The organism is Oerskovia enterophila (genome assembly GCF_001692445.1).
Lineage (GTDB): Bacteria > Actinomycetota > Actinomycetes > Actinomycetales > Cellulomonadaceae > Oerskovia > Oerskovia enterophila.
In genome coordinates, this window is record NZ_MAQA01000001.1 from 190,501 (window position 1) to 216,564 (window position 26,064).

Here is a 26,064-nt window from a genome sequence, read left to right on the forward strand (position 1 = left end):
CGCGCACACCGGGCCGTGGCGGCGGCCCTGCGGGACGATCCAGCCGCAGGAACCCCTGCGGCGGTAGGGTCACGGAATCGGAACATCGCGGTACGCACCGCAGGACCGTTCACGCAAACACTCATGGGGGAGGGCGCATGCCCAGCAGGACGTCAGAGACCACGCAACCACGCGAGGGCGCCCGCGGGGTACCTGAGCGCGCGCCCGACACGTCGGCGTCGCGCGAGGCCCCTGGGCGAGGCTCCGGCGCTGCACCCCGTGGCTACGCGAAGGGTCGTGCCAAGCGCGACGAGATCCTCGAGGCGGCGACGGGGCTCTTCGGCGAGGTCGGCTACCACTCGGCGTCGCTCCGCGAGATCTCCTCGCGTGTCGGCATCTCCCACCCCGGTCTCCTGCACCACTTCCCGACCAAGGAGCTGCTCCTCCAGGCGGTCCTCGAGCACCGTGACGAGGTGGACTTCGCGCTGCTCGCGGACGACCTGGCGCAGGGTGTCGCGTACTTCGACGCCCTGGTCAACGTCGTCGAGCGCAACGCGGCCCGCCCCGGGATCGTCGAGCTCTACTGCATCCTGTCGGCCGAGGCCACGGCCCCCGACCACCCCGCGCACGAGTACTTCCAGCGCCGATACGACGACGTGCTCGCCCGGAGCCGGCGTGAGCTCACGGACCGCGCGGCCCAGGGCCGGCTGCGGCCCGACGTCGACATCCCGGCCACCGCGCGAGCGATCGTCGCCCTCATGGACGGGCTCCAGGTCCAGTTCCTGCTCGAGCGCAACGGGCCGCGCCCGCCCGTCGACATGGCGGCCGGCCTCCGTGCCTACCTCTCGCTGATCCTGCCGGACGCGGCACCGGCAGAGGCCGAGACCTCCGACTGAGGCCGCAGGCATGACGCCTGGCGCTTGAGGAGCTGGTGGCTGGTGGCGGCCGACGGCTGGCCGCTGACACAGCTCGCCGGCCGGTGGCGGCTGACCTCCGACCGCTGCCGGCCGGGTCGCTGTCGGCCGGGCACGCGAACGGGCGCCCCCGGATCCATCGATCCAGGGGCGCCCGTCGGTCGTCCGGTCAGGCCGCGCCGGACGCTGCGAGGAGCCGGTCGAGCTGGGCCTCGTCGAACAGCATGCCGTCGAAGGCCGCGATGACCCGCAGCGGCATGTCACCGGCGAGCGCCAGCATCCCCTCGTCCAGGGGCATCGCGGAGGTGCCGTCGGTCTGCGCCATGGCGGTCCGGATGATCTCGCCCGCGACCGGGTGGGCGAGGGCCTCGCTCAGCGTCGACGACGGGGTCAGCGGCGGGGTGATGTCCTCGCCGACCACGGTGACGGCGGCGGACCCGCGCAGGTCACGGGACGAGGCGCCCACGGACACCACGAACTCGCCGCCCTCGACGACCCAGCGCCGCAGCACGGGGTGCCAGTACGACAGGTCGCGTGCGTCGAGCTCGAACGAGAGGGTGCGCGTCCCGCCCGGAGCGAGCTCGACCTTCCCGAACGCCTTGAGCTCGCGCTCGGGGCGCTCGACCGCGGCCTGCGGGTCGCCCACGTAGACCTGGACGACCTCGGCTCCTGCGACGGCCCCCGTGTTGGTGACGGTCACGTCCACGGTGAGCGACGCCGTCGGGCCCTCGCCCGAGACCGTGACCGACAGGTCCTCGTACGCGAAGGTCGTGTACGACAGGCCGTGGCCGAACGGGAAGGCGACGTCCATGCGCTTGGCGTCGTAGTAGCGGTACCCGACCAGGACGCCCTCGCCGTAGCGGACGTGGCCGAACTCGCCCGGGAAGTTCCCGTACGACGCGTTGTCCTCGAGCCGGAGCGGGACGGTCTCGGTCAGCTTGCCCGACGGGTTGCGGACGCCGAACAGCAGGTCCGCGACCGCGCCGCCGCCTGCCTGGCCGCCGAGCCAGCCCTCGAGGATCGCCGCGGTGTGGTGCTGCCAGGGGGCGATCGTGACGGCCGACCCGTTCGCGAGCACCACGACGACGCGCGAGCACACGGCCGCCACGGCCTCGAGGAGCGCGACCTGGTTCGCGGGCAGGTCCATGTCGTCGCGGTCGAAGCCCTCGGACTCGTGGCTCGCGGGCAGGCCCAGGAAGAGGACGACGGTCTCGGCGCCCCGTGCCAGCTCGACGGCCTCGGCGCGGAGGGCGTCGTCGGCCGCCGACGTCTCGGCCGTGATGCCGAAGCCCGCCGCGAACGGGACCTCGGTGCCGGTGATCGCGCGGATCTCCGTCAGGGCGTCGTCGAGGCGCGTCGGCTGGACCTGGCTCGACCCGGCGCCCTGGTAGCGCGGGCTGCGTGCGAACTCGCCGACGACGGCGAGCGACGCGGCGGCGGCCGGGTCGAGGGGGAGGACGGGCGTGCCGTCGACGGGCTCGTTGCGCAGGAGGACCGCGCCCTCGGCGGCAGCCTCGCGGGCGAGGGCGTGGTGCTCGGCCACGTCGAAAGCGCCGGGCTCGGCGAGCGCGGGCAGGGCGCGGTTCAGGAGCGTGAGGTGGCGGCGGACCGCCTGGTCGAGGATCGCCTCGTCGAGCTCGCCGGCGCGGACCGCGGCGACGACCTGCGCGTCGGTGCGGCCGCCCGTGGCGGGCATCTCGAGGTCGAGACCGGCGGCGAGCGCGGCGACGCGGTCGGAGACTGCTCCCCAGTCGGAGACCACGACGCCGTCGTAGCCCCACTCGTCACGCAGGACCTCGGTGAGCAGCCAGTGGTCCTGCGACGCGTACGTCCCGTTGATCTTGTTGTACGAGCACATGACGGTCCACGGCGAGGCCTTCTTCACCGCCCGCTCGAAGCCCGTCAGGTAGATCTCGCGCAGCGTGCGCTCGTCGACGTCGGCGGAGACGCGCATGCGGTCGGTCTCCTGGTTGTTGGCCGCGAAGTGCTTGAGCGAGGTGCCCACGCCCTGGCTCTGGATGCCCCGGATCAGCGCGGCGCCCAGGTCCCCCGAGACCACGGGGTCCTCGGAGAAGTACTCGAAGTTGCGGCCGCAGAGCGGGGAGCGCTTGATGTTGATGCCGGGGCCGAGGAGCACGGCGACGTCGTTGGCGCGGGTCTCGCGACCGAGCGCCTTTCCGACGCGGTCGAGCAGGTCGACGTTCCACGTGGAACCGAGAGCGGCGGCCGTGGGGAAGCACGTCGCGGGGACCGAGTTCGCGAGGCCCAGGTGGTCCGAGGCCCCGCTCTGCTTGCGCAGGCCGTGCGGGCCGTCGGTGACCATGACCGCAGGAACCTCGGCACCCGCGCGCTCGACGGGCTGCGTGTGCCAGAAGTCCAGCCCCGACGTCAGCGACGCCTTCTCCTCGAGCGTGAGCTCCTGGACGAGCCGCTCGACGTCGAGCGGTCCGGCGGTGCGCGCAGTGGTGGGGGTGGCGGTGTTCTCGTTGCTCACGGTGCACTTCCTCGAGGGTTCGCGGCCAAGCCGCTCTGCTTGTTCCTCCGAGACTATCCGAGAAACCTACCGAGTGGTAGGTGTGTTGCGGCGGGCGTCAGTCGATGAGCGAGCCTTCGGTCAGCACGGGCGTCGCGGCCAGGCAGAGGCCCGTCCGGTCACCCTCGGCCCACGACTCCTCCGAGGGGGTCCAGATGGAGAGCTCTATCTCCGCGGGGTCGACGTCGCCGGCCAGGACGGCCGGCACGCAGACGCGCGAGACCCTCGACTCGACGTCGCCCTGCCCGGGCCAGAGCGAGTCCGCCGAGAAGTCGGTGCGGGCCACGACCTGGGCCTCGTGAGGTTCCGCGCACGGGACGACGCGCACCGTGGTGACGGGACCGTCGTCGGGCAGGTCGGCGAGGCAGTTCCCCAGGACGAGCTGCCGCGCGTGCGCGTCCTGCGGTGCGCTCACGTCGGCGGGCAGCGCGCGCGTCGCGGCGCCGCCCAGCAGCAGGGCGACGCTGACGGCGATCGCCGTCAGCGTCGTGGCCAGACCCAGCGCGATCCCCGCCCAGGCGAGCCCGACGCCTCGTGTGCCGTTCCGTCGGATCCGCGCGAGCGCCGCGGCCCCGACGCCTACACCGACCGGCCCGAGCAGCAGCCCCGTCGGGATCGCCGCAAAGGCCAGGGGCTCGGTCCGGGCAGCAGCGGGCTGCCAGCCCGGCGCGTAGTAGACGTCCTGGTCGTACCCGGACGGGGGAGGCGGGGTGCTCATACGGAGCCCGCTGCGATGCCGATGAACCAGAGCGCGAGGAGCGCCGTCATGACCGCGCCCACCGCGATCCCCGTGATCGCGTACCCGCGTCCTGTCGTCCCGTCGCGCGAGATCTGCTGGAGGGCCACGATCCCCAGGACCAGGCCGACGATCCCGGGGAAGAAGCACAGGGCGAGCCCGGCGAGCGACGTGATCATGGACGCGAGAGCCAGTCCGCTCTGCCGCGGAGGGGGAGCGAACGACGCCGTCCACGCGGGCCCCTGGGGGCCCTGCTGCCAGGCCGGCGGCATCCCCTGCGGGGCGCCGGGATACGGCGTGGTCGGACCGGGGGGCCACTGTCCCTGGGGGTACGCACCGGGGGCAGGCGGGTAGGGAGAGCCGTACGGGTTCCCGTGGACGGGCGTCCCCGGTGCGCCGTACGGAGGGTGGGCCGGGCCGCCCGACGGCGGAGGCGCCGTCGGGAACCCTGCGCCGGACGGCCCGGCGGGAGGGAAGTACGGGTCCGGTTCGACGGGCGCGTCCTCGATGCCGGCCGCGGGCGGCTGGTACGGGACGAGCGGAGGCTGACGCGTCGGTCCGCCGGGGGAGAGGTAGGGGTTGGGCGGAGGCGTCGGATCCTGGTCCGGTGCGCCGGGGCCCTGCGGCGGGTAGGAGGTCATGGGAGAACCGTAGCGACGTGGCGCGGACCTCGGTGGAACTCCCCACAGGACTCACCCTGCGGAGGCCCGTCGCGGACGCGGGCGGGTGCTCGCGCATATTTTGTGAGGATTCCACCCCAAACCACCCCTGGCCCTCGTTCGCACGGCTCTGCGCGTCTATGATCGTGGTGGTACCGGGCATCCGCGGTCTCTCGTACGAGGGATTTGGAAGGAGTCGTGCTTTTCTCGCTCGGCTCTCCGGTGCCCTACCGAGCGCGGCCGGCACAGGTCGCGCGCGACGCATCACCGAGCAGTGAGGACGTCATGACCCTGCCACAGGCCGCACAGGCTCCCGCCACCACGAACGATCGAGCGGCGGTGGTTCTCGCTGCCGGTCACGACGACGCGTCGCGCGAGCTCATCACGCGCCCGCTCGGCGAAGCGACCGTGGTCGAGCTCGCCGTCGCCAACGTCCGCAAGATCGTCGCCGACGACCGCATCGTGGTGGTCGTCGCCCCGGGCGACACCACGGTCCGCGGACTGCTGGGCGACGACCTCACGTACGTCGAGCAGCAGGACCTGCCCGGGACGGGCGGAGCGGTGCTCGCGGCCCGTGCCACGATCGAGGCCTTCGCGACCCCCGCGCGCGAGGTCCTCGTCGCCTACGCCGACACGCCGCTCCTGCGCTCCGAGTCGCTGCTCGGCCTCCTGACCCGTCACACGCTCAAGAGCGCGGACCTCTCGCTGCTCGCTGCCGTCGTGACGGAGGACCTGCCCACCTACGGGCGCATCGTCCGCGAGGACGGCGAGATCACCGCGATCCTCGAGGAGGAGGACCGCCCGGCCGACGCCGGGACCGGCGGGACCCCCGCCGAGGTCAACGTGGGTGCCTACGTCGCGTCCCCCGGCCTGCTGTTCGCCGAGCTCGAGGCCATGCTCGCCGGCGGCGAGCACCGGCTCACCGAGCTCGCCCGCCGCGTCATCGCCAAGCACAAGAGCATCTCCTCGTACCGGATCTACGACACCGACGAGGTCCGGGGCATCAACACCCCCGAGGAGCTCCAGGAGGCCGCGGACATCCTCCTCAAGCGGCTCTTCATGCCCAAGAAGAACACCGACACCAAGATCGTGTTCGGCACCGGCGGGTGGCGCGCCATCATCGGCGAGGGCTACACGCTCGCGAACGTGCGTCGCCTGTGCCAGGCGATCGCGAACGAGACGGTCCGCAAGGGCATCGACGGGCTCGGCGTCGTGATCGGCGGCGACCGCCGCTTCCTCTCGCGCGAGTCCGCCGTCGCGGCGGCAGAGGTCTTCGCGGGCAACAACATCCCGGTCACCCTCCTGCCCGACGACGTCCCCACGCCCCTCGTGACGTTCGCGGCCCCGTACCTCGGCGCGGCCTACGGCATCATCGTCACCTCGAGCCACAACCCGCCCGAGTGGAACGGCATGAAGGTCTTCCGCCAGGACGGCTCCCTGCCCCTCGACGACGAGACCGACCGCTACCAGGACGAGGCCAACGCGCTGAGCGTCGACGACGTCATCACGCTCGACCTCGCGGTCGCCCGCAAGGCCGGCCTGGTCGTGGACAAGGTCCTCACCGAGCCCTACGTCGACGCGATCGAGAAGATCGTCGACGTCGACGCCGTCCGCGGCTCGGACCTGCGCGTGATCGTCGACCCCATGTACGGCACGAGCCAGCTCACGCTCGGCACCATCCTCAACGACATGCGCGTGCGCTCCGAGTTCATCCACGCCTCGCACAACCCGCTGTTCGGCGGGATCGCGCCCGCACCGGACCTCCAGCGCCTGTCGACCCTGATCTCGATGATCAAGCAGGGCGACGGCCGCTACGACCTGGGCATGGCGACGGACGGAGACTCCGACCGCATCGGCATCGTCGACGAGACCGGCGAGTACATCTCGACCAACGACCTCCTGCTCCTCCTCTACTGGTACCTGCACGAGTTCCGCGGCGAGAAGGGCGGCGTCGTGCGCAACCTCGCGACGACGCACCTGCTCGACCGGCTGGCCGCGCACTTCGGCGAGGAGTCGCGCGAGGTCAAGGTCGGCTTCAAGCACGTCACGGCCGGCATGGAGGAGATCGGCGCGGTGCTCGGCGGCGAGTCCTCGGGCGGCCTCACGGTCCGCGGCTGGATCCTCGGCAAGGACGGCATCTTCGCGTGCGCCCTGGTCGTCGAGATGCTCGCCCGCACGGGCAAGAAGATCTCCGAGCTGCGCGAGATGATCTACGAGATCACGGGTCGTCTCTACACGCTCGAGGCCGGCGTCGACTCGACGCCGGAGATGCGCGTCGCCGTGCCGCGCCGCCTCGAGGCGGACCCGCTCACGCACATCGGGCCCTACCCGGTCGTGAGCATCTCCCACCTCGACGGCACCAAGATCGTCCTCGAGAACGACAACTGGGCGCTCCTGCGGTTCTCCGGGACCGAGCCCGTGCTGCGCATGTTCGTCGAGGCCGACTCCCCCGAGAAGGCCACCGAGCTGCTCGACTGGCTCAAGGGCTTCGTCACGGCGGGCGTCTGAGCCTCCTTCCCCCGGGGTCCTACGACCTCGGAGGCTCGGACACGGGCCCGCGGCGCCACGACGCGCCGCGGCCCGGCCCACCTCATCACCTCCCCACCCCACCTCACCGACAGGAACCGACCCGACGATGCGCTACGGCCACTTCGACACCGCTCGCGACGAGTACGTCATCGAGCGCCCAGACGTCCCCGTCTCGTGGACGAACTACCTGGGCACCAAGGACTTCTGCACCGTGCTCTCGCACAACGGCGGCGGCTACTCGTACTACAAGTCGGCGCAGACCGGCCGCATCTCGCGGTTCCGCCAGAACGGCGTCCCGCTCGACCGCCCGGGGCACTACGTGTACCTGCGCGACGAGGCCGACGGCGACTTCTGGTCGGTGTCGTGGCAGCCGGTGGGCAAGCCGCTGGCGGAGGACGGGGCGCCTCTGGACCCCTCGGGCGGGGCGGGCCGCTGGACCACGCGCCACGGCCTGAGCTACTCGACGTTCGAGGCCCAGTACAAGGGCATCGACGCCCAGCAGACGATCTTCATCCCCCTGGACGACGACGTCGAGATCTGGGACGTGCGCCTGACCAACACGACCGACGAGGTCCGTGAGCTGACCGTCGGGTCGTACGTGGAGTTCTCCTTCCACACGATCACGATCGACAACCAGAACCTGCAGATGTCGCTCTACTCGACGGGGTCGTCCCACGAGGACGGCATCATCGAGTACGACGCCTACTACGAGCCGTGGACGTTCCACTACTTCGCGTCGAGCGAGACGCCGTCGTCGTACGACTCGTTGCGTGACAACTTCATCGGCCCCTACCGGTCCGAGGCCAACCCGATCGCGATCGAGCGCGGGTACGGCTCGAACGAGAGCGCGACGACGCAGAACCACTGCGGTGCGCTCCAGCACAAGATCACGCTCCAGCCGGGCGAGACCAAGCGCCTCGTCTACATGCTCGGCTACGGCTCGCGCGCCGAGGCCGGTCGTGCGATGCAGGCCAAGTACGCGGACGTCGCGACGGTCGACGCCGAGCGTGCCCGCCTGGCCGCCTACTGGAAGGCCAAGCAGGACAAGCTGCGCATCCGCACGCCCCACGAGGGCATGAACACGATGATCAACTCGTGGACGCTGCTCCAGGCGGAGACCTGTGTCGTGTGGTCGCGCTTCGCGTCGTTCGTCGAGGTCGGCGGACGCAGCGGCCTGGGCTTCCGCGACACGGCCCAGGACGTCATGAGCGTCATCCACACCAACCCGACCAAGACGCACCAGCGCATCGTCGAGCTCCTGCGGGCCCAGACGGAGGCGGGCTACGGCCTGCACCTGTTCGAGCCGAAGGCGTTCGACCCGGACGCACCCAAGCTGCCTGACGTCCCGTCGCCCACGATCGTCCCGACGCCGGACCCCAAGGACCTCATCCACGGGCTCGAGGACACGTGCTCGGACGACCACCTGTGGCTCGTGCCGTCGGTCGTGGAGTACGTCAAGGAGACGGGCCGCCTCGAGTTCCTCGACGAGGAGATCCCGTTCGCGGAGGGCACGCCCGCCACGGTGTACGAGCACCTCACGCGCGCGCTCGACTTCTCGAGCCAGCAGGTCGGTCAGAACGGTGTGGCCCTGGGCCTGCGTGCGGACTGGAACGACTGCCTCAACCTGGGCGGCGGCGAGACCTCGCTGGTCACGTTCCTGCACGCGTGGGCCATCCAGGCGTTCCTGGAGCTCGCACGGCACCGTGCCGCTGCCGGGGACGAGGCCGCGGCAGCGGACGTCGCCAAGTACGAGGCCGAGCTCGAGCGCATCGCGAAGGTCGCGGACACCCAGCTCTGGGACGGCGCCTGGTGGATCCGCGGCTACACGCGCGACGGCGTGAAGATCGGCTCGAACGACAACGACGAGGGCAAGATCTTCCTCGAGCACCAGGCGTGGCCCGTCATCGCGGGCATCACGACCCAGGAGCGCGGCGAGGCGTCGATGGACTCGGTGCGCGAGCTCCTGGGCTCGGAGTACGGCAACCACCTGAACTGGCCGGCGTTCACCAAGGTCGACGACACGGTCGGGTTCGTGACGCGCGTGTACCCGGGCATCAAGGAGAACGCCGCGATCTTCTCGCACCCGAACGCGTGGCCCATCATCGCCGAGGCCATGCTGGGCCGCGGTGACGAGGCCGTGCAGTTCTACGACGCGATCCTGCCGTACAACCAGAACGACAACATCGAGGTCCGCGGGGCCGAGCCGTACGCCTACGTGCAGTTCCTGTACGGCCGTGACCACGAGTGGTTCGGCAAGGCGCAGAACCCGTGGCTCACGGGCACCGCAGGCTGGATGTACACGGCCGCGACCAAGTACATCCTCGGAGTGCGCCTGGCTCTCGACGGTCTGGTCGTCGACCCGTCGATCCCCAAGGACTGGGACGGCTTCGAGGTGCGTCGCGAGTGGCGCGGAGCGGTCTACGAGATCGAGGTCCGCAACCCCGACCACGTCTCGAAGGGCGTGACGTCGGTGACGCTCGACGGCGTCGAGCTCGACCCGACGCAGCCGATCCCGGCCCAGCCGGAGGGCTCCGAGGTCAAGGTCGTCGTGACGCTGGGCTGAGTCGCCCTCAGCTGCCGAGAACGGGGTTGTGGTCGTTCTGAGACTCAGAACGACCACAACCCCGTTCTCGGCACCGGGGGTTTTCGGCACCGGGGGTTCTCGGTGCCTGGAGCGGCCGGGGGCCGCCTGGGGGCCCGGTGGTCAGTCCGAGAAGTCCACGATCACCGGGACATGGTCCGAGGCGCCCTTGCCCTTGCGCTCGTCGCGGTCGATCTCCACGCCCGTCGCGCGGGCCCGCAGCGCGGGGGACAGGTAGGCGAAGTCGATCCGCATGCCCTGGTTCTTGGGGAAGCGCAGCTGCTGATAGTCCCAGTAGGTGTACTTGTGCTCCTCGGGGAAGAACTCGCGCGTGACCTCGGTGTACCCGGCCTCGGCGAACGCTGAGAACGCCTCCCTCTCGGGCGGGGAGGTGTGCGTGTGCCCCGCGAACACGGCCGGGTCCCACACGTCGGTGTCGAGCGGCGCGACGTTCCAGTCGCCGACCAGCGCCACCTGCGCCGCAGGATCGGCCGCGAGCCAGCCCGCGGCCTGCTCGCGCAGGTTGCCGAGCCACTCGAGCTTGTACGGGTAGTGCGGGTCGTCGAGCGCGCGCCCGTGCGGCACGTACAGGCTCCACACGCGCACGCCGCCGCACGTCGCACCGATCGCCCGCGCCTCCAGGTGCGGCTCGGCCCCGAAGTGCGGTTGCGTCGCGAAGCCCGTCTCGACGTCCTCGATCCCCACGCGGGACACGATCGCGACCCCGTTCCACTGGCTCAGCCCGAAGTGCGCGACCTCGTACCCCGCGGCCTCGAAGACCTCGTGCGGGAACTGGGCGTCCTTGCACTTGGTCTCCTGCAGCGCGAGCACGTCGGTGCCCGAGCGCTCCAGGAAGGCCACGGCCCGCTCGGCGCGGGCTCGGATCGAGTTGATGTTCCAGGTGGCGAGTCGCATGGCGCCCAGGCTAGCCGGGGCGACCCACGCCCGGTGCGGGCTGACGGCGAGCCGGCGGCCCGAGGTGCGTGGCGCCGTCGGGCACGGGGGTCCCCCGCCCGTCGTGCGCCCCCTAGGCTGGGCCCATGGCGACTGCACTGATCACCGGCGCGAGCGCCGGCCTGGGCCTCGAGTTCGCGTGGCAGCTGGCCACGGCCCGTCACGACCTGGTCCTCGTCGCGCGCGACGCCGAGCGCCTCGAGCGCGTCGCGGCGCAGATCCGCGCGGCCGCGGGCGTGCGGGTCCAGGTGCTCCCGGCGGACCTCTCGGTGCCCGACGACGTCGCGCGCGTCGCAGCACGCCTCGCCGTGGTCGACGAGGACGAGGCAGGACAGCGGCCCGTGGGCCTGCTCGTCAACAACGCCGGCTACGCGGTGCACCAGCGCTTCGTGGGCGGGGACGTCGACGCCGAGGTCAAGGCGCTGGACGTCATGGTGCGCGCGGTCCTGGTGCTCTCGCACGCCGCGGCGGGCCAGATGACCGAGCGCGGGCGCGGCGCGATCCTCAACGTCGCGTCGGTCGCGGCGCTCACGGCGAGCGGGACCTACTCGGCCGCCAAGGCGTGGGTGCGGACGTTCACCGAGGGGCTCGCGGTCGAGCTGCGCGGGACGGGCGTGACGGCCACGGCCCTGTGCCCGGGGCTCATGCACACCGAGTTCCACGAGCGGGCCGGGATCGACTACACGCAGCTTCCCGAGGTCGCGTGGCTCAACGCGGACCGGGTCGTCGCGGCGGCCCTCGCGGACGTGCGCCGCGGCGTCGTGATCTCGACGCCCTCGCTGCGGTACCGGCTGGCGTCGGGGCTGCTCAAGGTCGCACCGCGTGCGGCCGTGCGGGCGTTCGAGGCGCGCTGACCGGTCTCGGGTCGCGGTCGGGCGCGGAGGACGGACCCGCAGGAACGCTAGCCTTGACCCCATGACCGACACCTCCACGCACCTGTCCCCGACGCCCCGCGAGCAGCTCCGCGACCTGATCGCCGAGCTGGCGATCGTGCACGGGAAGGTCACGCTCTCCTCGGGCAAGGAAGCCGACTACTACGTGGACCTGCGCCGCATCACGCTGCACCACCGCGCGGCGCCGCTCGTCGGGCACGTCCTGCTGGACCAGCTCGAGGAGGCCGGGCTGGGGACCGCGGAGGTCGACGCCGTGGGCGGACTGACGCTCGGTGCTGACCCCATCGCGACCGCGCTGCTGCACGCCGCGGCCTCGCGGGGCCAGGACCTCGACGCGTTCGTGGTGCGCAAGGCCGCCAAGGCCCACGGGATGCAGCGTCAGATCGAGGGGCCGGAGATCGCGGGGCGCCGCGTCGTCGTCGTCGAGGACACGACGACGACGGGCGGCTCGCCCATCACGGCGATCGAGGCGGCGCGGGCAGCGGGCGCCGAGGTCGTGGGCGTCGCGACGATCATGGACCGCGACACGGGCGCACGCGAGAAGATCGAGGCGCTGGGCGTGCCCTACTTCTCGATCTTCGGTCTGACGGACTTCGACCTCGCCTGAGCGGGGCCTGAGCAGGTCTTGAGCGACCCGTGAGCGGGCCGGCAGCGGGAGGGGGCACGTCGTGACCTGGGTGGCGTGGGTCGTCTTCGTCGTCGTGGACGTCGTGGCGATCGGTCTGATGTACGTGTTCTGGCGGGCCGGCAAGGCGCGGCTGCGCATGTTCGAGGCGTGGGCCGCGCGCCACGGGTGGCGCTACGAGGCCCTCGACCGCGAGCTCGCCAAGCGCTGGCGGGGGACCCCGTTCGGGGCGGGGCACGACCGCAAGGCGACCGAGGTCCTCGCGGGCGAGTACGCAGGCCGCCCGGCGCGGTCGTTCACGTACGTCTGGACGGTCGGGGGTGGCAAGAGCGAGACGACGCACACGGCGCACGTGGTCGCCCTGTTCCTGCCGGCGGTGCTGCCCGCGCTCGAGCTGACGCCCGAGGGATTCGGGGCCAGGCTCGCCAAGGCGTTCGGCGGGCAGGACGTGCAGCTCGAGTCGGAGGACTTCAACCGGGCCTGGCGCGTCGAGACGAGCGACCTCCGGTTCGCGCACCAGGTCCTGCACCCGCGCCTCATGCACCGTCTCCTCGAGCCGGACTTCGCGCGACGCAACGTGCGGATCGAGGGGGACGCGATCCTCGGGTGGACGGGGGGCAGGACGGTCCTGGACAACGTGTTCCCCCTCATGTCGCGGCTCGCGGCCGTGGCCGACGCGATCCCGGACCACGTCTGGCTCGACCGCGGGGCGTCGCCACCGCGTCGGCAGGGAGACCCGCCCCGCTCCGCGCCGACGTGGGGGACGCCGGCTCCCTGACGCCTCGGTCCGGGGTGCCGTGCTCCCCGCTACGATGCACGTACCTTCCGCGTCGCCCGACGACGTCACGCACCTCGGCCTGTCGGGCCCGGGCGCGCGGGCGTCCGGGCCGGGCGGTCCGACACCTCAGCCCAAGGGGGCAGCATGTCAGGCGGCATCATCGCCTTGATCGTCATCGGCGTCATCGTCCTGATCGTCCTCTTCTGGGCGGTCGCGCAGTACAACGGCTTCGTCCGGCTGCGGAACCTGGTGCAGGAGTCGTGGCGTCAGATCGACGTCGAGCTGCACCGGCGCCATGACCTCATCCCGAACCTGATGGAGACCGTGAAGGGGTACGCCGCGCACGAGCGGGGCGTCTTCGAGCAGGTCGCCGCGGCGCGTTCGGCAGCGGCGGGACCGGTCTCCGGTCCGGCGGACCAGGCGGCCAAGGAGAACCAGCTGACGCAGGCGCTCGGTCGGCTGTTCGCGGTCGCCGAGGCCTACCCGCAGCTCCGTGCCAGCGAGAACTTCGGTCAGCTCCAGGCCGAGCTGACGAACACCGAGGACCGCATCGCGGCCGGTCGTCGGTTCTACAACGCGAACGTCCGCACGCTGAACACCAAGGTCGAGACGTTCCCGCCGAACGTCATCGCGAAGATGTTCGGCTTCCAGCGGGCCGAGTACTTCGAGGTCGACAACCCGGCGGTGCGCAACGCGCCGCGCCTGGACTTCAACGGCAACGGCCCGATCCTCGACCGCTGAGGTCGAGGACCGGCCGCGACGTGCGGCACGGACGGACGAGGGGCGGTGCGCCAGGGGCGCGCCGCCCCTCGGCGCGTCCCGGTCCGACGGGCGTCTGAGACGAGGGTGTGACTCCGACCACAGGAGATAAGGTAATCCTTGCTTTGGTGAGGCACGCCTTATATGGTCCACAGGGCGATGGTCGAGAGACCTGTCGCCCTGACGCCGCCATCGCGGGCGGCCCACGAACCATCACGGGAGACCGAGTGCTCATCACGCAACGAGGAGGGCGCCGTCGCGCTCTCGCCTCACTCCTGACCGGAGCGCTCGTCGCCGGTCTCGCAGTCGTCGGGGTCACTCCCGCCAGCGCCGCGGACACCGTCATGGTGTCGGGCGGCAGCGCCACCTGGAACCTCAAGGACAGCTGGACCGGCTACGTCGGCGGTGCGGGGACCATCACGCCCGCGCTGACCGACGGCAAGTCCGTGTACTCGCCCGCGAGCGGCAGCATCGACCCCGTGACGGGTGTCGGCGCGCTGCGCTTCGGCGGATCGACCCACTACTCGGCGCACGGCGGCATCCTCGACGTCACCGTCTCGGACCTGCGTCTCGCGATCAGCTCGCCGACGACCGGCGTCCTCACCGCGGACGTCGCCACGGCCGCAGGGTTGGCGGACGACGTCAAGGTCGCCGACGTGGCCGTGAGCACGGCCCGCGCGGGCGACACGCTCACCGTCACGGCGAACGGGGCCCTGTCCAGCGCGTTCGGTGCGCTCGACGGCAACTTCGTCGACTACGTCGGCCAGCCGATGTCGACCTTCACCGCCACGCTCGACGCGCCGCTCCCCGTGGCGCCGGCCGCGCCGACGACCACGACGCTCGCGGTCGCCCCGGCGGGCACCTCGGTCGAGGGCACGGCGGTAGCGCTGAGCGCGACGGTCGCCCCGGCAGCGGCGGGCAGCGTCGAGTTCCTCGACGGCCCCACCTCGCTGGGTACGGCCACTGTGTCCGACGGCGCCGCTCGCCTCGACGTCACAGCTCCGGCCGTGGGGGAGCACGCCTACTCGGCACGCTTCACCCCGGCCGACGCAGCCGCGTTCGTCGCCTCGACGTCCGCGTCCACCGCGCACACCGTGACGGCCAAGACCGTCGACCCGCCGGCTCCGGTCGCAGACCCGAAGGTGACGGTCACGCCGAGCACGGACGTCGACCCCGCGGTCGAGAACACGTTCACGATCTCGGGGACGGGGTTCGTGGGTGCTGGCGCGAAGAACGGTGCCTACGTCCTGCTGGGCGAGTCGTCGATCTGGAAGGGCGAGGGCCCGCTCCTAGCCGAGGGCTGGCTGCAGCAGGTCTACGTCCGCTCGATCGTCGACGGCGCGTTCACGACCACGATCACGGTCCCGGCGGGCTCGTTCGACGCCACGAAGGAGTACGTGGTCGCGACGTCGGCCGCGCACGCCCTCTCGGTCACGGATCGTTCGCTCGACACGTTCACGCCCGTCACGTTCAAGGGCGAGGAGCCCACGGCTCCGGTGTTCGAGCCTGCGATCGAGGTCTTCGCTGCTGATGGTGTGACGCCGCTGGGCGACACTTTGGTCCGTCCCGGTGACGCGATCGTGGTGAAGGGTTCCGGTTTCGATCCGGCGGCGAACGTCGGTGGTCGTGGGGCGCCGATCCCGGCGAACCTGCCGCAGGGTACGTACGTGGTGTTCGGCTCGTTCGCGGACGAGTGGCAGCCGTCGACCGGTGCGCCGACCACGGCTCGCAAGGTCGGGCCGCAGGCGTGGGCCCTGGCGGAGTCGGTGCTGGACCAGGTCCCGCCGGCTTTCCAGGGGACGATCCGCAAGCAGTGGGTCGACATCGCCGAGGACGGCTCGTTCACGGCGACGCTGACGCTTGCCGAGCTCGAGGCGATCGAGGGCGGTTCCTTCGGGGTCTACACCTACGCGGCCGGTGGCGTGAAGAACGCCGCTCAGGAGCTCGCGTTCCCCGTGAGCTTCACCAACGACCCGGCCCCGGTGTTCGAGCCTGCGATCGAGGTCTTCGCTGCCGATGGTGTGACGCCGTTGAAGAGCACGTTGGTGCGTCCGGGTGACGCGGTCGTGGTGAAGGGGTCTGGTTTCGATCCGGCGGCGAACGTCGGTGGTCGTGGGATGCCGATCCCGGCGAACCTGCCGCAGGGCACGTACGTGGTGTTCGGCTCGTTCGCGGACGAGTGGCAGCCGTCGGCGGGTGCGCCGGCGTCGGCTCGCAAGGTCGGGCCGCAGGCGTGGGCTCTGGCGGAGTCGGTGCTGGAGCAGGTTCCGCCGGCTTTCCAGGGGACGATCCGCAAGCAGTGGGTCGACATCGCGGAGGACGGTTCGTTCACGGCGACGTTGACGCTCGCTGAGCTCGAGGCGATCGAGGGTGGGTCGTTCGGTGTCTACACCTACGCGGCTGGTGGCGTGAAGAACGCCGCCCAGGAGCTCTCGGTCCCGGTCAGCTTCACCAACGCCCCGGCGCCTGCGCCGCTCACGGTCACCCTCGGTGCGCCGTCGGTCACGGCGGGAGCCAAGCTGTCGCTCACCGTCGCGGGTCTTGCGACCGGCGACAAGGTCTCGTCCGTCCTCCTGGGCGACACCTCGGCGAGCTTCGTCGCGAGCGGCGACTCGGTCGTCGTGACGGTGCCGGCGGACCAGGCCCCTGGTGAGCTCACGGTCACCGTGACGAGCACGCTCGGTGCCACGGGGACGGCGACCGTCACGGTCGTCGGCAAGCCGGTGGTCCCGGTCGCCGATCCGAAGGTGACGGTCACGCCGAGTGCGGACGTCGACCCCGCGGTCGAGAACGTGTTCACGGTGACGGGTACCGGCTTCGTGGGCGAGGGCGCCAGGTACGGCGCGTACGTGCTGCTGGGTGACGCCTCGATCTGGAAGGGCGAAGGCCCTCTGGTGGCGTCGGGTTGGCTCGGTCTGCAGTGGGTGTCGCCCGCTCAGGTCGTCGACGGGAAGTTCACGACGACGATCACGGTTCCGGCCGGGTCGTTCGACGCGTCGAAGGAGTACGTGGTCGCGACGTCGGCGGCGCACGGCCTGTCTGCCACGGACCGCACGCTCGACACGTTCACGGCTCTGTCGGTGAAGCAGCCTGGGAAGGACGCGGAGGCGACGAGCACGACGCTGCGCGCTTCGTCGGGGAGCAGCGTCGAGGGCACCGACGTCACGTTCACCGCGACCGTCACGCCTGCCTCCGCCGAGGGGACGGTTCGTTTCCTCGACGGTGCCAAGGACCTGGGTGCGGCATCGGTGAAGGACGGCGTCGCTGTCCTCGTGGCGAACGACCTCGCGGTGGGCTCGCACTCGGTGACCGCCGCGTTCACGCCGACGGACGACGAGTCCTTCCTGACCTCGACGTCTTCGGCGGCGACCGTCACCGTGGTCGCCAAGCCCGTCACCCCGCCGACCTCCGGCGTTGCCGGGAGCCTGCAGTGGGGCGTCAAGGAGTCCTTCCGCAGCTACATCACGGGGAACATCGCGAAGGGTGGCATCCAGACCTCGGGTGGAGCGACGGGCGCCGCGAGCGACCGCTACACGTTCCCCCAGTCCGCGAAGAGCGCGTTCGACACGGGCGCGCGTCAGGGCACGGTCGACTACGCCGGTACCGTCCGCTTCACCGGGCACGGCGGGGTGCTCGACGTCCGCCTCACGAACCCCCGCATCGTCGCGACGGGTGGCCAAGCGACCCTGGTCGCCGACGTCGACTCGAAGGACATCGACGGCGGTTCGTTCGTGCAGGCAGGCGTCACGATCGCGACGCTCGACCTGTCCGCGGCGAAGGTCACGACCGCGAACGGTACGACGACCTACGCGGCCGTCCCCGCTGTCCTCACCGCCGTCGGCGTCCCGGCGTTCGGCTCGTTCTACACGGCCGGCGACGCGCTCGACCCCGTGACCTTCACGGTCGGCGCTGCGGTCGACAACCCGGGCACGACGCCGGGCGAAGGGTCGGGCAACACCGACGGTTCGGGTACGCCGAAGGACCCGGCCGTGGCCGACCTCTCCGTCTCGCAGGTCGCCCCCGGCGACCAGGTCACGATCAGCGGCTTCGGGTTCGGGGCGAACGAGTCGGGCCTGCGCACCGAGGTCCACTCGACCCCGCGGGTGCTCGCCACGGGCATCACGGCCAACGCCGGTGGTGCAGCCACGTCGACCGTCACGATCCCCAAGGATCTTCCGGCGGGTGAGCACACGCTGCTCCTCATCGGGGCGAACCACACCGCGTCCGCGGCCATCACGGTCACGGGGTCGAGCACCTCGGGCAGCGGTTCCGCCGCTCAGCAGTGCTTCGCGCAGGGCGTCAACGGCGCCACGCTGACCTGGGCCGTGAGCGACACGTTCCGTGCGTACATCGCGGGGCCGATCGCCAAGGGTTCCGTCTCGGCCACCGGAGCCAAGGACAACGGCTCCACGACCACGTGGAGCAGTGGCAAGGGATCGTTCAACACCGACCTCGGCAAGGGGCGTGCTTCCTTCGCAGGCTCGGTGGCCTTCACCGGCCACGGCGGCATCCTCGACCTGCAGATCTCCAACCCGCGGGTCCAGGTCGACGGCGGCAGCGGCACGCTCGTCGTCGACGTCGTGAGCAGCGACATGGAGGGCAACAAGTCCACGAGCAAGGGCGTCGCGTTCGCGAGCCTCGACCTCTCGGGCAAGAAGTCGACCTCGGGCACCACGCTCACGTGGACCGGCGCGCCGGCCACGCTGACGGCCGCAGGCGCCAAGGCGTTCGCGGGCTTCTACGAGGCAGGGACCGCTCTGGCCCCCGTCACGTTCAGCCTCCCGATCGGGGGCGACGTCGAGTGCGACGCGTTCTCGGGCCTTGCCGCCACGGGCACCGAGGCGGGCAACGTCACGGCCCTCGCGGTGATGCTGCTCCTCAGCGGCGCGGGCCTGCTCGCGGTGAGCAGGCGCCGTCGGGCACGCGCGACCGTCTGACGCACCACCGCAGGACCGCTCCACGAACGGCGGGCGGGCCGGGACCACTCCAGGCCTCGGCCCGCCCGCCGTTCGTCGTCCTCGCCTCGGCCGGTCGCGGCGACCTCGGACGCGGGCCGGTAGCGGTGCTCCAGGCGCCCCGCGGAGCCGTGGTGGGGGTTCTACCTCGGCACGGCCGATCGCAGGCCTGCGAGGCCCCGCAGCACGCTGCCCCGGTACCCCGAGCTGGTCGGGGGCCGGGGCAGCGTGCTGTCCGGGAGCGTGGGTCAGACGAGGTCGACGAGGTTCGCGATCGAGTCGACGACCTTGCTGGGGCGGAACGGGAACGTGTCGACCTCGTGGATCTTGGTCGAGCCCGTCATGACGAGGTAGGTGTAGAGCCCGGCCTCGATGCCTGCGACGACGTCGGTGTCCATGCGGTCGCCGATCATCGCGGTCGTCTCGGAGTGCGCGTCGATGCGGTTGAGCGCGGACCGGAACATCATGGGGTTGGGCTTGCCCACGAAGTACGGCTCGCGTCCGGTGGCGGCCGTGATCATCGCGGCGACCGCACCCGTCGCGGGCAGCGGTCCCTGCTGCGAGGGGCCGGTCGTGTCCGGGTTGGTGCAGATGAAGCGCGAGCCGCCCAGGATCAGGCGGACGGCCTTGGTGATCGCCTCGAACGAGTACGTGCGGGTCTCGCCGAGCACCACGTAGTCGGGGTCGGACTCGGTGAGCGTGTAGCCGGCCTCGTAGAGGGCCGTGGTCAGGCCCGCCTCGCCGATCGCGTAGGCGCTGCCGCCGGGGACCTGGTCGCTCAGGAACTGCGCGGTGGCCAGGGCGGACGTCCAGATCGACTCCTCGGGCACCTCGATGCCCGAGGTCGCGAGGCGCGCGCGCAGGTCGCGGGCCGTGAAGATCGAGTTGTTCGTCAGGATGAGGAACGGGCGTTCCTTGTCGCGCAGCGCGCGCACGAACTCGGCAGCTCCGGGGATGGCGTGGCCCTCGTGGACGAGCACGCCGTCCATGTCGGTGAGCCAGCTCTCGATCACGCGCGTCATCAGTGGTCCTCTCCAGGGGTGTGCTCGACGGCGTCCGGCGTCTTCTCGGACCCGGTCGGCGAGGCGGTGGTCGCCTCGGCCGTCGTCAGGGGGGTGTCGCTCGCACCAGCGGTCGGGGCGGCGGGTGCAGCCGCGGTGGAGGTGGCGGGTGCAACCGCGGTCGGGACGGCGGGGGCGGCCGAGGTCGCGTCAGCCGCAGCTGCGGCCGTCCCGACCGCGGCGAGCTGGGCCTTGGCGCTCTTCGCCTCGCGGCGGGCCCGCAGCACCTCGATCACCACGGGGACGACCGAGACGGCGACGATGAGGACGAGGATCGTCTCGATGTGGTCGTTGACGAACTGGACGTTGCCGAGCCAGTAGCCGAGCAGCGTCACGCCGACGCCCCACACGAACGCGCCGACCAGGTTGTAGGCGACGAACGTCCGGTAGCGCATGCCGCTCATGCCCGCGGCGACCGGGGCGAACGTCCGCAGGAAGGGGACGAACCGCGCCAGGATGACCGTGCGTCCGCCGAAGCGCTCGAAGTAGTCGTGGGCCTGGTCGATGTACTTGGTCTTGAGGACGCGCGCGTCGGGCGTGAAGAGGCGGGGGCCGATCTTGTTGCCGATCAGGTAGGCGAGCTGGTCCCCGAGGAACGCGGCCGCGAAGATCATCGCGCACACGACCCAGATCGACAGGTTCAGCTCGTCCTGGGCGACCAGGAGGCCTGCGGTGAAGAGCAGCGAGTCGCCGGGCAGGAACGGGAAGAGCAGCCCGGTCTCGATGAAGACCACGGCGACGATGCCGAAGACCGCGTACACACCGAAGCGCTCGATGAAGCCGCTGATCATGGTCCGCGCGTCGAGCCAGTCCGGCCCGAGCGCGACGACCTGGCCCCCGTCGACGGCAGAGAGCGCTGCGGCGGCGTGGGGCAGCGCTGAGGTCAGGAGCAGGTCGGTGAGCACGCCACCAGCGTAGTGGGCGCGCGGCGGAGCGGGCCCGGGCCGTGTCGAGCGCCTGTCGAGCACTCGTGAACATCGTGGGGGGATCGGGTCCTGGTGGTGCGCCGGGGACAATGGAGCCGTGACGAACACCCCCGCGCGCCCCGCGCGCGACGACCGGCCCGCAGCGCTCCCCCGGGCAGAGGCGCCGACCGGACGGCCGAGCGAGCCCTCGCCCGAGCCCCCGCTCGCCCGCGGCGAGGACCAGGTCGAGGTGGGCGTGGGCCCCTGGCCGGGCGGACAGGAGAACTGGCCGACGGACGCGCGCTACGACGTCGAGCTGCTCGAGCACGGCGACCGGCGCAACGTCGTGGACGCCTACCGCTACTGGACGGTCGAGGCGATCGTCGCGGACATGGACGCGCGCCGCCCCGAGGGCCGGCGCCTGCACGTCGCGATCGAGAACTGGGGCCACGACCTGAACATCGGGTCGGTCGTGCGCACTGCCAACGCGTTCAACGCGGCGGGCGTGCACATCGTGGGCCGGCGGCGCTGGAACCGCCGCGGAGCCATGGTCACCGACCGCTACCAGCACGTGAGCCACCACCCGCAGGTCGAGGACCTGCTCGCGTGGGCCGCGGCGCAGCACGACGGCGCGGGCGTCCCGGTGATCGGGATCGACAACGTCCCGGGCTCGATCCCGATCGAGGGCTTCGTGCTCCCGCCCGAGTGCGTCCTGCTGTTCGGGCAGGAGAGCAGCGGGCTCTCGGCCGAGGCGCGCGCGGCGAGCCGGGAGATCCTGCACATCACGCAGCTCGGGTCGACGCGGTCGATCAACGCGGGGGCCGCGGCGGCGGTCGCGATGCACGCGTGGGCCGTGCAGCACGCCTACCGGTAGCAGGCCGTCCCGACCCCCGGGACGTCCCAACCAGTGGTGACGGACGTCCACCAGTGGGACGGGCCACACCGCCGGTAGGGATCCATGGCAAAATCATGGGGATAACAGGGCGCGCGGCAGTGTCGTCGGCACCCACCTCCTTCCGTCATTGGAGTTCTGCAGATGGCTATCGCAACCCCCGAGGTCTACGCCGAGATGATCGACCGCGCGAAGGCAGGCAAGTTCGCCTACCCCGCCGTCAACATCACGTCGTCGCAGACCATCACCGCCGCCATTCAGGGCTTCGCCGAGGCCGAGTCCGACGGCATCATCCAGGTCTCCGTCGGCGGCGCCGAGTACGCGGCGGGCTCGACCATCAAGGACCGCGTCACCGGTTCGCTCGCCCTCGCGGCGTACGCGACCGAGGTCGCCAAGAACTACGACGTCACCATCGCGCTGCACACGGACCACTGCGCCAAGCAGAACCTGGACTCCTGGGTCCGTCCGCTGCTCGCGCTGGAGATCGAGCAGGTCAAGGCCGGCAAGCTCCCCACGTTCCAGTCGCACATGTGGGACGGCTCGTCCGTGCCGCTCGACGAGAACCTGATCATCGCCGAGGAGCTCCTCGAGCTCTCCGTCGCCGCGCGCACCATCCTCGAGATCGAGGTCGGCGTCGTCGGTGGCGAGGAGGACGGCCACACGGCCGAGATCAACGACAAGCTCTACACGACGGTCGAGGACGGTCTCGCGACCGTCAAGGCCCTCGGTGCGGGCGAGAAGGGCCGTTACCTGACGGCCCTCACGTTCGGCAACGTGCACGGCGTCTACAAGCCGGGTGCGGTCAAGCTGCGTCCGTCGATCCTCGCGGACATCCAGAAGGCCGTCGGCGAGGCCATCGGCAAGGAGAACCCGTTCGACCTCGTCTTCCACGGCGGTTCGGGCTCCACGGCCGAGGAGATCACCGAGGCCGTGGACAACGGCGTCATCAAGATGAACATCGACACGGACACGCAGTACGCGTTCACGCGTCCGGTCGTCGACCACATCTTCCGCAACTACGACGGCGTCCTGAAGGTCGACGGCGAGGTGGGCAACAAGAAGGCCTACGACCCGCGCGCCTGGGGCAAGCTCGCCGAGGCCGGCATGGCTCAGCGCATCGTCGAGGCGTCGCAGCAGCTGCGTTCCGCGGGCCAGAAGATCCGCTGAACGGCTCGCTGAGCCGCCCGCGAGGGCGGTGAGCCCGGCGGGAGCGTCCCGCCACCAGCAGTGCCAGCAGGCCCCGGTCCGTCAGGACCGGGGCCTGCTGCGTGTCGTGGGGCTGCTCGGGCTGCCCGACGGCGGAGCATCCGTCGGGCGGTCGGCCTCAGCGGTCGCTGCGCGGGAGGCGACGGCTCCCGTTGAGGTGCGTGACGCCGTCGGGCAGGTCGAAGCCGGGGTCCTCGTCGACGATGTCGAGCATGTCCCCGATGCGCGTGACCTCGAGCAGGAAGCGGACGGTCGGGGGAGCGCGCAGCACCCGGACACGGTGCGGCCCGCGCGTCGCGAGCCGCGCGAGGAACGCCACGCCCGAGGAGTCCATGAAGGTCACGTGGTGCGCGTCGATCTCGACGGGGAGGCCCGTGGCCTCGGCGTCCGCGGTCGCGTCCAGCAGGTCCGGGCCCAGATCGGCGTCGATCTCGCCCGACAGCACGATGCGGGCGCGTGTCGCCCCGACGATGACGTGAACGCTCGCAGGGTCGGACTGCTCCGTCACGACGTTGCTCGACCCGGTCGCGGGGTCGTCAGGCTCGCTACCAACCGTGGTGTTACCGTCGCGCACGTTGCTCCTCCCAGCGTGGACCGGACCCGCACAGGTCTCGGAGATCACCAATCTACGGTTGAATGTCCACTCGGGACAGTAACGCGCTCACGGCAATCTCGGTCGGAGGTGGGAATGGTCGGCTCGTCGAGCCTCGGGCTGGGCTCCTGGGCCCATGGTCCGCGCGCGGCCGGGGCCTCCCTGCCGGCAGGCGGACCGGAGCTCTTCGCGCGCGCCGCGCAACGCTCCGGGGTCGCGTCCTTCCTGCTGGGCAGCCGGTCCCAGGGCATGCCGATGATCTGGGTCAACGACGCCTTCTGCCGGCTCACGGGGTTCACGGCCGACGAGGTCCTGAGCCGCAGCCCGCGCTTCCTCGCCGAGCTCCTCGCGGACCCCGCCGAGGCGGACCTGTTCCGCGCCGCGGTCGAGGAGGGACGCGACGTCGCGCGCACGGTCCGCAGCGACCGGCACGACGGCGCGTCGTTGTGGACGCAGGTCTCCCTGTCCCCGGTCGACGAGGCCGACGGCGAGGTCGCCCACTGGATCGGCATGATGATCGACGTCTCCGAGCACATCGACCGGTCTGCGGCCCAGCTCGCGTCGCTCGAGCTCGAGCGCCGGGAGCGCGTCAGCCTCGCGATCATCACCGAGACCTCGGACCTGCTCAACGACCTCGACTACCCGCTCGCGCTGCGCGAGATCTGCGACGTCCTCGAGGGGGCGCTCGTCGGGTGGGCAGGTTTCTACATGAACGACGACGGGCTGCGCTACGCCGAGGGCATCGACACGACGACCCCGCCGAGCGGCCGTGGGCAACGTCACGGCCGCTACATCGCGGACGGGGCGGGCGTCGTCGAGGGGGCCATGGGGCTCACGGACGCTCTCGGGGACGCCACGGGTCCCGCGGGCCTCGTGCCCGGCACCGTGATCGACCTGCAGGACACGGTGCAGGACCTGCTCGACGGCCGGATCGACGGCCCGGTCCGCCTGGACCTGACGGCCGACTACCCGCAGTGGTCCGCGTCGAGCTGGCTGAGCCGGGACGTGCGGCAGCGCACCTCGTCGAACGCCGATGCGCCCAGCGCCGTCCTGCTCCACGCGATCGCCGGCCGCCGCCGCGTCCTGGGGCTGCTCGCCACGAGCGGGCTGCCCGCCTCGGCGACGACGGCCCCCGACGCGTCGGGCACCGGGGCGGTCCTGCGTGCGCTCGCCCGGCGAGCGGGCCTCGCGATCGACAACGTGCGCCTGTACGCCCGCGAGCACCGCCTGGCCGAGACGCTCCAGCGGGCCATGCTGCCCGAGCAGGCGGACGTCACGGGGCTCGACGTGTGGACCTACTACGCGCCCAACTCCGAGCACGCGCAGGTCGGCGGCGACTGGTACGACGTCCTGCAGATCTCCCCCGACGTCGTCGGCCTGGTGATCGGGGACGTCGTGGGCCACGACGTCGAGGCCGCGGCCGCGATGGGGCAGCTGCGGTCGGTGGTCCGTTCGTACGCGTACGAGCTCACGACCCCGGGGCCCGTGCTCGAGCGCGTCGACCAGCTCGTCGTCGGGATGCGCATCCCGCGGTCCGCGAGCCTTGTGTACGCGGCGCTCACGCACCGTCCTCCGGCTCGGCCTGACGCGCGTTCGCCCGAGCTCGACCCCGAGGCGTTCGAGGAGAGCACGACGGTCCTGGAGGCCACCACGGCGGCGACGACGGCCACGACCGACGGCGCAGCCGACGAGGGCGACGACGCGAAGACCTGGGCGATCGAGTACTCGCGGGCGGGGCACCTCCCGCCCCTGCTGCTCCGGGGTGGTGCGGTGACGCAGCTCAACGAGGCGGGCGGCTCGCTCGTCGGGTTCGGTACCGGCACCCGGGCGACGGGGCGCGTCGAGCTCGAACCCGGCGACGTCCTGCTCTTCTACACGGACGGGCTGATCGAGCGGCGCGACCGCGCGCTGCGCGTCGGGCTCGACGCCCTCGTGGAGGCGACCCGGTCGATCACGGCCATCGACTCGGCCGGTATCGGCGAGGAGCTCCTCTCCCGCCTCGCGGACGCCCCCGAGGACGACGTGGCCCTCGTGGTCGTGCGGATCCCGGACCCGGTCTCGGACCCCGTCACCTCGGCCCTGAGCCCGCGGAGCCGTCGCTGGCTCCTCCCGAGCGAGCCCGCGTCCATCGGGCGCGCCCGTCATGCTGTGCTGCGCACGTGCCAGGCCTGGGACCTGGGTGACAGCGCCAACGCCGAGCTCGTGGTCTCCGAGCTCGTCGCCAACGGGGTCCTGCACGGCTGGGGTCACCTCGCGCTGCGGCTGTTCGACACGGGCGACGGCCTGCGCGTCGAGGTCGAGGACTCCAACCCTGCGCCGCCCGTCTCGACCGACGGGCACGCGCACCGGATGGGCGGGTTCGGGATGCAGATCGTCGAGCGCCTCGCGGACTGGGGCTGGCGTCCGGCCGGCTCGGGCAAGCTCGTGTGGGCGCGCCTGCGCCCGCTCGGGGAACGCCCGGACAGGACGTCGAGCGCCTCGGACTGAGGGCCGGTCAGGCGGGTCGGTCGACC

The 26,064-nt window shown here is 71.7% G+C and carries 18 protein-coding genes; 11 read left to right on the plus strand and 7 right to left on the minus strand.

Annotated features, from left to right (window positions below; all coding sequences use genetic code 11):
* Window positions 1-137: 137 nt before the first annotated feature.
* Window positions 138-875, plus strand: coding sequence for a TetR/AcrR family transcriptional regulator (locus OERS_RS00775; RefSeq protein ID WP_082848880.1), 738 nt, complete (start codon window positions 138-140; stop codon window positions 873-875).
* A gap of 187 nt (window positions 876-1,062) precedes the next feature.
* Here the strand turns inward: OERS_RS00775 and OERS_RS00780 are convergent, their stop codons facing one another.
* From OERS_RS00780 to OERS_RS00790, 3 genes are all read right to left on the minus strand, one after another.
* On the minus strand, window positions 1,063-3,387 hold the full coding sequence (locus OERS_RS00780; RefSeq protein ID WP_068623574.1) for a glycoside hydrolase family 3 C-terminal domain-containing protein: 2,325 nt from the start codon (window positions 3,385-3,387) through the stop codon (window positions 1,063-1,065).
* Window positions 3,388-3,484: 97 nt separating this feature from the next.
* A complete protein-coding gene (locus OERS_RS00785; protein ID WP_083201115.1) occupies window positions 3,485-4,144 on the minus strand; it encodes a DUF4190 domain-containing protein in 660 nt (219 codons plus the stop codon).
* Window positions 4,141-4,803: a DUF4190 domain-containing protein gene (locus OERS_RS00790; RefSeq protein ID WP_056652626.1), complete on the minus strand. Its 663-nt coding sequence runs from the start codon at window positions 4,801-4,803 to the stop codon at window positions 4,141-4,143. Before OERS_RS00790 ends, OERS_RS00785 begins: the two co-directional genes overlap by 4 nt.
* A 303-nt stretch (window positions 4,804-5,106) precedes the next feature.
* Between OERS_RS00790 and OERS_RS00795 the strand changes: the two genes are divergently transcribed.
* Together OERS_RS00795 and OERS_RS00800 are read left to right on the plus strand one after the other, a co-directional pair.
* Window positions 5,107-7,329 (plus strand): NTP transferase domain-containing protein, encoded by a 2,223-nt coding sequence (locus tag OERS_RS00795; protein ID WP_082848878.1) that lies wholly within the window; start codon window positions 5,107-5,109, stop codon window positions 7,327-7,329.
* Window positions 7,330-7,456: 127 nt separating this feature from the next.
* Window positions 7,457-9,913: a GH36-type glycosyl hydrolase domain-containing protein gene (locus OERS_RS00800; RefSeq protein WP_068623576.1), complete on the plus strand. Its 2,457-nt coding sequence runs from the start codon at window positions 7,457-7,459 to the stop codon at window positions 9,911-9,913.
* Between the two features lie 141 nt (window positions 9,914-10,054).
* Here OERS_RS00800 and OERS_RS00805 read toward each other — a convergent pair whose 3' ends face one another.
* Window positions 10,055-10,846 (minus strand): exodeoxyribonuclease III, encoded by a 792-nt coding sequence (locus tag OERS_RS00805; RefSeq protein ID WP_068623578.1) that lies wholly within the window; start codon window positions 10,844-10,846, stop codon window positions 10,055-10,057.
* A 125-nt stretch (window positions 10,847-10,971) separates the two neighbouring features.
* On the opposite strand from OERS_RS00805, the gene OERS_RS00810 reads away from it, so the two are divergent.
* From OERS_RS00810 to OERS_RS00830, 5 genes are all read left to right on the plus strand, one after another.
* The gene (locus OERS_RS00810) at window positions 10,972-11,739 is read left to right on the plus strand and encodes an SDR family NAD(P)-dependent oxidoreductase (protein ID WP_068623580.1); all 768 of its coding nucleotides are present in this window, start codon (window positions 10,972-10,974) and stop codon (window positions 11,737-11,739) included.
* 61 nt (window positions 11,740-11,800) lie between these two features.
* Window positions 11,801-12,385 (plus strand): orotate phosphoribosyltransferase, encoded by a 585-nt coding sequence (gene pyrE, locus OERS_RS00815; RefSeq protein ID WP_056652610.1) that lies wholly within the window; start codon window positions 11,801-11,803, stop codon window positions 12,383-12,385.
* Between the two features lie 61 nt (window positions 12,386-12,446).
* A complete protein-coding gene (locus tag OERS_RS00820; protein WP_068623582.1) occupies window positions 12,447-13,181 on the plus strand; it encodes a hypothetical protein in 735 nt (244 codons plus the stop codon).
* A gap of 144 nt (window positions 13,182-13,325) precedes the next feature.
* On the plus strand, window positions 13,326-13,922 hold the full coding sequence (locus OERS_RS00825) for a LemA family protein (RefSeq protein ID WP_056652604.1): 597 nt from the start codon (window positions 13,326-13,328) through the stop codon (window positions 13,920-13,922).
* A gap of 245 nt (window positions 13,923-14,167) precedes the next feature.
* A complete protein-coding gene (locus OERS_RS00830) occupies window positions 14,168-18,877 on the plus strand; it encodes an HtaA domain-containing protein (protein WP_068623584.1) in 4,710 nt (1,569 codons plus the stop codon).
* Window positions 18,878-19,143: 266 nt separating this feature from the next.
* Here OERS_RS00830 and OERS_RS00835 read toward each other — a convergent pair whose 3' ends face one another.
* Complete coding sequence (locus OERS_RS00835; RefSeq protein ID WP_056652593.1) at window positions 19,144-19,917, minus strand: HAD-IIA family hydrolase; 774 nt, start codon at window positions 19,915-19,917, stop codon at window positions 19,144-19,146.
* On the minus strand, window positions 19,917-20,861 hold the full coding sequence (locus OERS_RS00840) for a DedA family protein (RefSeq protein ID WP_068623587.1): 945 nt from the start codon (window positions 20,859-20,861) through the stop codon (window positions 19,917-19,919). Before OERS_RS00840 ends, OERS_RS00835 begins: the two co-directional genes overlap by 1 nt.
* A gap of 118 nt (window positions 20,862-20,979) precedes the next feature.
* Between OERS_RS00840 and OERS_RS00845 the strand changes: the two genes are divergently transcribed.
* Window positions 20,980-21,735: a TrmH family RNA methyltransferase gene (locus OERS_RS00845; protein ID WP_083201116.1), complete on the plus strand. Its 756-nt coding sequence runs from the start codon at window positions 20,980-20,982 to the stop codon at window positions 21,733-21,735.
* 162 nt (window positions 21,736-21,897) lie between these two features.
* A complete protein-coding gene (fbaA, locus tag OERS_RS00850; protein ID WP_056652591.1) occupies window positions 21,898-22,920 on the plus strand; it encodes a class II fructose-bisphosphate aldolase in 1,023 nt (340 codons plus the stop codon).
* Between the two features lie 157 nt (window positions 22,921-23,077).
* Here fbaA and OERS_RS00855 read toward each other — a convergent pair whose 3' ends face one another.
* The gene (locus OERS_RS00855) at window positions 23,078-23,533 is read right to left on the minus strand and encodes an STAS domain-containing protein (protein WP_082609009.1); all 456 of its coding nucleotides are present in this window, start codon (window positions 23,531-23,533) and stop codon (window positions 23,078-23,080) included.
* Window positions 23,534-23,647: 114 nt separating this feature from the next.
* Here OERS_RS00855 and OERS_RS00860 point away from each other — a divergent pair, with 114 nt between their 5' ends.
* A complete protein-coding gene (locus OERS_RS00860; RefSeq protein WP_083201117.1) occupies window positions 23,648-26,038 on the plus strand; it encodes an ATP-binding SpoIIE family protein phosphatase in 2,391 nt (796 codons plus the stop codon).
* The last annotated feature ends 26 nt before the right edge of the window (window positions 26,039-26,064 follow it).

Coding starts and splice junctions, on each gene's coding strand:
- OERS_RS00810 (WP_068623580.1), top strand. CDS start 10,972: ATGGCGACTGCACTGATCACCGGCGCGAGCGCCGGCCTGGGCCTCGAG.
- OERS_RS00790 (WP_056652626.1), bottom strand. CDS start 4,803: ATGACCTCCTACCCGCCGCAGGGCCCCGGCGCACCGGACCAGGATCCG.
- pyrE (WP_056652610.1), top strand. CDS start 11,801: ATGACCGACACCTCCACGCACCTGTCCCCGACGCCCCGCGAGCAGCTC.
- OERS_RS00825 (WP_056652604.1), top strand. CDS start 13,326: ATGTCAGGCGGCATCATCGCCTTGATCGTCATCGGCGTCATCGTCCTG.
- OERS_RS00835 (WP_056652593.1), bottom strand. CDS start 19,917: ATGACGCGCGTGATCGAGAGCTGGCTCACCGACATGGACGGCGTGCTC.
- OERS_RS00805 (WP_068623578.1), bottom strand. CDS start 10,846: ATGCGACTCGCCACCTGGAACATCAACTCGATCCGAGCCCGCGCCGAG.
- OERS_RS00775 (WP_082848880.1), top strand. CDS start 138: ATGCCCAGCAGGACGTCAGAGACCACGCAACCACGCGAGGGCGCCCGC.
- OERS_RS00800 (WP_068623576.1), top strand. CDS start 7,457: ATGCGCTACGGCCACTTCGACACCGCTCGCGACGAGTACGTCATCGAG.
- OERS_RS00785 (WP_083201115.1), bottom strand. CDS start 4,144: ATGAGCACCCCGCCTCCCCCGTCCGGGTACGACCAGGACGTCTACTAC.
- OERS_RS00795 (WP_082848878.1), top strand. CDS start 5,107: ATGACCCTGCCACAGGCCGCACAGGCTCCCGCCACCACGAACGATCGA.
- fbaA (WP_056652591.1), top strand. CDS start 21,898: ATGGCTATCGCAACCCCCGAGGTCTACGCCGAGATGATCGACCGCGCG.
- OERS_RS00860 (WP_083201117.1), top strand. CDS start 23,648: ATGGTCGGCTCGTCGAGCCTCGGGCTGGGCTCCTGGGCCCATGGTCCG.